Consider the following 4,240-nt stretch of genomic DNA (forward strand, 5'->3'; position numbering starts at 1 on the left):
GTCTTTGACGGATCGAGCGCATCGCGGCTCTGGTCGACATAGCCGAGCTTGACCGTTTCGCCGACGCGCACAGAACCCGCATCCGGCTTTTCCTGGCCGGTGATCATGCGAAACAGCGTCGTCTTGCCGGCGCCGTTCGGGCCGATGACGCCGACGATGCCGCCGGGCGGCAGCTTGAATTCCAGGCCGTCGATGAGCAGCGTGTCGCCAAAGCCCTTCGACAGGCCTTCCGCCTCGATCACCACATTGCCGAGCCGCTCGCCATGCGGAATGACGATCTGCGTATCGCTCGGACGCCGCTTGTCGGCTGCATCCAAAAGATCCTGGAACGCCTGGATACGCGCCTTGGACTTGGTCTGGCGAGCCTTCGGGCTCGACTGGATCCATTCGCGCTCGCGGCCGATGGCGCGCTGGCGGGCATCGTCCTCGCGGCCTTCCTGCTTGAGGCGCTTGGCCTTGGCTTCGAGGTATTTGGTGTAGTTGCCCTCATAAGGAATGCCGCGGCCGCGATCGAGTTCGAGGATCCAGCCGGTGACATTGTCGAGGAAGTAGCGGTCGTGGGTGATGATCATCACGGCGCCCGGATAGGCACGCAGATGCTTTTCCAGCCACGCCGTGGTCTCGGCGTCGAGATGGTTGGTCGGTTCGTCGAGCAGCAGAAGGTCGGGCTGGCGCAGCAGAAGCTGGCAAAGTGCGACGCGGCGGCGTTCGCCGCCCGAAAGCTTGGTGACTTCCGAATCCTTGGGCGGGCAGCCCAGCGCTTCCATCGCCATCTCGACCTGCTGTTCGAGATCCCAAAGGTTGAGCCGGTCCATTTCGTCCTGGAGCTTGGCCGACTCGTCGGCCGTCTCGTCGGAATAGTTCATCATCAATTCGTTATAGCGTTCGATGACGGCAGTCTTGGCGGCGACACCTTCCATGATATTTTCGAACACGGTCTTGTCCGGATCGAGCGCAGGCTCCTGCGCCAGGTAGCCGACAGTGGCGCCTTCGGCCAGCCAGGCTTCGCCGTTCCACTCCTTGTCGAGCCCGGCCATGATCTTGAGGATCGTCGACTTGCCCGAACCGTTGGGGCCGAGGATGCCGATCTTGGCGTCGGGATAGAAGGAGAGATGGACATTCTCGAGCACCTTCTTGGTGCCATAGGCCTTGTTGAGGCCGGCCATGTGATAGATGAACTGGCGTGCCACGCGCGCTTTCCCTGAAAAACTGACTGGCCCAGAAAACTGACTGGATCTGTCGAATTGAGTGGAGGTTGGCCGCTATGTAGGCGATGCGGCGGCGAACGGCAATCGCTTTTGCCATATCTGCCCGGTCACACGCGGAAGTGTCCGCCAATCGCCGAAGTTTTCCACCAGCACGAAGCGTGCTGAAATCTCCGGTTAACTCTTCGGCGTCAAAACAGGATCGGAGTGGAATCGCTCGCTATTCGCGATTTCGAGAAAGAGATCGGGTCGACGGCATTGCTGAACAGTTTCCTGCTCCTTGCCGAAGCGGTCGTCTACTTCAGCGTCATGGTGACGCTTTTCCGCTTCAGACGGCGTATCGGCCTCGGCGTATTCGTCTGCGCGCTCGGTGTCATGCACTTCCTCGAGACCTATCTCGCCAGCGTCTTTTACGTCGCTCTGCCGTTCGGCATGGTCTCGCCTGGCTCGGCGGTGCTGTTTTCCGGCAAGCTGGTCATGCTTTTGCTGCTCTATATGAAGGAGGACGCTGCAACCGTGCGTCAGCCGATCTACGGCCTGCTGCTCGGCAATGCGCTGATGATCGGGCTGGTGCTGCTGCTGCGCCTGCACGTCATCGCGGCACTTCCCGACGGCAGGCTTCCAGACATCGGCTTCATCGACCAGATGGGTTGGCTGATGGTGTGGGGCACGACGCTGCTGTTCGTCGATGCCATCCTGATCATCCTGCTCTACGAAAAGCTTGGTCGGTATCTTCGCAAGGCGCCGTTCGCGCGCATCCTGATTTCGGTCGCTTGCGTGCGGACCTTCGACCAGGCCGGTTTTTTCACCGCCCTGCATTTCGTTGCCGGCGCGCCGATAGCCGTCTTTTTCGGCGGCTGGTTCGCCAAGATGGCGGCGGCGGTGACCTTCAGCACCATGCTCGTTGCCTATCTCAAATGGTTTGAGGAGCGCCAGGTCACTGCGCCGCGCGGATTGACCGATATCTTCGATACGTTGACCTATCGCGAACGCTACGAGGCGCTGGTCGAACATGTCGGCCGTGACGGGCTGACCGGCCTGCTGCACCGCGGGCGCTTCGACGCCGACGGTGAAGCCGCCGTCCAGGTCAGCCTGCGCACCGCCAGGCCGCTCAGCCTGCTGATCATCGATGTCGATCATTTCAAATCGATCAACGACCGTTTCGGCCATGCCGAAGGCGACAAGGTGTTGAAGGCCGTTGCCGCGCTGCTGCGCGAGGTCGCCAGTCCCGAGGACCAGGTGTTCCGCATCGGCGGTGAGGAATTCGCCATACTCAGTTCTTGTCCGCACTCGGTCGCCAGGCTGCTTGGCGAAAGCATTCGCCATGCGATCAAGGCTTCAGCGGCCACCAGTCGATTCGAGTTCACCGTCAGCACCGGCGTTTCCAGCGTCAGCGAAACCACGCGCTGCCTAGCCGACCTGTTCGCGCTTGCCGACCAGCGTCTCTACAAGGCGAAGTCGACCGGCCGCGACCGCGTCGTCGGCGAGCCGGGCGGCCACGAAGCCGACACGGCCGCTGCATGGACAAAGTCCGCGCGGATTTAGTTCGTTACGACTTCCTCTGCCGTCGAATGCCCGTCACGGTTGAAACCGCCATCAGCGCGATCGCCAGCCATTTCAGCGCCGTGATAATCGGCCCGGCCTCGATATCGTAGGCAATGAACAGCAGGATGCCCGGCACCAGCAGGCCGCATAGGATCATCATGATGCGGTTGATCTGCCACGAGACTTTCGACGCCAACGCCTCGTCGCCGGGCGCGGAAACAAGTGCTGCTCGCATCGTCTTGCCGCCGACCAGCATGGCCGAAAGACGCATCGAGATCGGCAGGCCGAGCCCGATGATCAAGAAAGCGCAAGCGGCCAGCAGCGAGGAGAATTTCAACGCGCTGGTGTCCGCCGGCACCGGAAACAGCAACGTCGCCAGCGGCAGGAAGGCGCCGAAAATGCCGATCGCCGCGATAATGATGAAGATCACCGCATTGACGATCGTGAACAGCTGGTACGTGCCGACGCCGATCGGTTCGGAGAGCGTTCGCATGCGTGCCCATTCGGCGTCGGTATACGAAAAGCCCGGCCATTCCATGCGGGCATCGTTTATCGAGACCATGCCCTTGGCCCAGAAAGCCAGCCGCGCCAGCGCGCTGCTCGTCATGCCATCCATTGCCGCCCCCGCCAGAATGATGCGCTCGCAGCATAGCACCAGGGCACGGCAGGGCGACAGTCCGGTACCTCTGTTGAGAGTTACTGGAAGCCGATCGCGTCGACATTGCCGGTTGGGCAGCCGGCCTTGTTGGTCGGCACCGAAGCCAGCAGCAGGTCCTTGAGCGCGCTGTTCGGGCCGATCGGACCGGCGAGGCCGAGCGTCAGTTCGCCGATCAGCCGCCTGCCGCTCGACGGATCGATGACACAGGACACACGCACCCGGTCGCCTGCCCCCGCGCCGAAGGCAGTGTCGAAAGCGCCGCGAATCTGGTCCGCCGTCAGCTTGCCGCCGATGTTCTTGGCAAAGAGATCGCGCACCGGCGAGCTGTTCACCGCGCGCATCAGGTTGAGCGCGTCGGAGAAATAGTCCTGCTGGCTCTTGCCGTAGCAGGTGCCGTGCTTGATCCATTCATGCCGCTCGAGGTGGGAGGCCGTTCCAGGCATCACCTGATCGAGCTCCGTGCGGGTGTTGGCGTCCAGATTGACCGGCGGCAGGTCTTTCCAGTGGGCCGGATTGTCGTTGGCCTTGTCGCTCGCCGTCGCCTGGCAATAGAAATTGCCGTTCGGCTGCGGCCACAACCCATGCAAGGTGAAATGCGTCGCGTCGAAATCACCGGCGTTCTGCGCCTTGCATTCGGTCTTGTTCGACTTTGTCTCGCAAAACGCCGGCTGCCAGCTCAGCGCGAAGACGTATTCGGGTTTTCCCGACGCCGCCGGCTTGCCTTGGCCGTCAGGTGCGGCCGGCACGGTCGCCGCGCTGCTGCCGGAAACATGGCCGCAACTGACCTTCACCCAGCGGCGCTCCGGATCGGCGCCCGGCACCAGGATAAGGT

At 62.3% G+C, this 4,240-nt stretch carries 4 protein-coding genes; 1 reads left to right on the plus strand and 3 read right to left on the minus strand.

Features of this window, described 5'->3' with window-relative positions; translation table 11 throughout:
- Window positions 1–1,190, minus strand: a 1,190-nt coding sequence (gene ettA / locus EN964_RS26675) for an energy-dependent translational throttle protein EttA (protein WP_127276941.1), incomplete at its 3' end; no start/stop codon positions are given.
- Between the two features lie 273 nt (window positions 1,191–1,463).
- Here ettA and EN964_RS26680 point away from each other — a divergent pair.
- Window positions 1,464–2,750 (plus strand): diguanylate cyclase, encoded by a 1,287-nt coding sequence (locus EN964_RS26680; protein WP_127271547.1) that lies wholly within the window; start codon window positions 1,464–1,466, stop codon window positions 2,748–2,750.
- Between the two features lie 4 nt (window positions 2,751–2,754).
- Here EN964_RS26680 and EN964_RS26685 read toward each other — a convergent pair whose 3' ends face one another.
- A complete protein-coding gene (locus EN964_RS26685; protein ID WP_127276943.1) occupies window positions 2,755–3,357 on the minus strand; it encodes a hypothetical protein in 603 nt (200 codons plus the stop codon).
- Between the two features lie 89 nt (window positions 3,358–3,446).
- Window positions 3,447–4,240: ribonuclease (locus EN964_RS26690; protein ID WP_127276945.1), on the minus strand; the 794-nt coding region annotated here is incomplete at its 5' end.

Origin of the sequence: Mesorhizobium sp. M7A.F.Ca.CA.001.10.2.1 (assembly GCF_003998575.1) — a bacterium.
Taxonomy (GTDB): domain Bacteria; phylum Pseudomonadota; class Alphaproteobacteria; order Rhizobiales; family Rhizobiaceae; genus Mesorhizobium.

Coding starts and splice junctions, on each gene's coding strand:
- EN964_RS26685 (WP_127276943.1), bottom strand. CDS start 3,357: ATGACGAGCAGCGCGCTGGCGCGGCTGGCTTTCTGGGCCAAGGGCATG.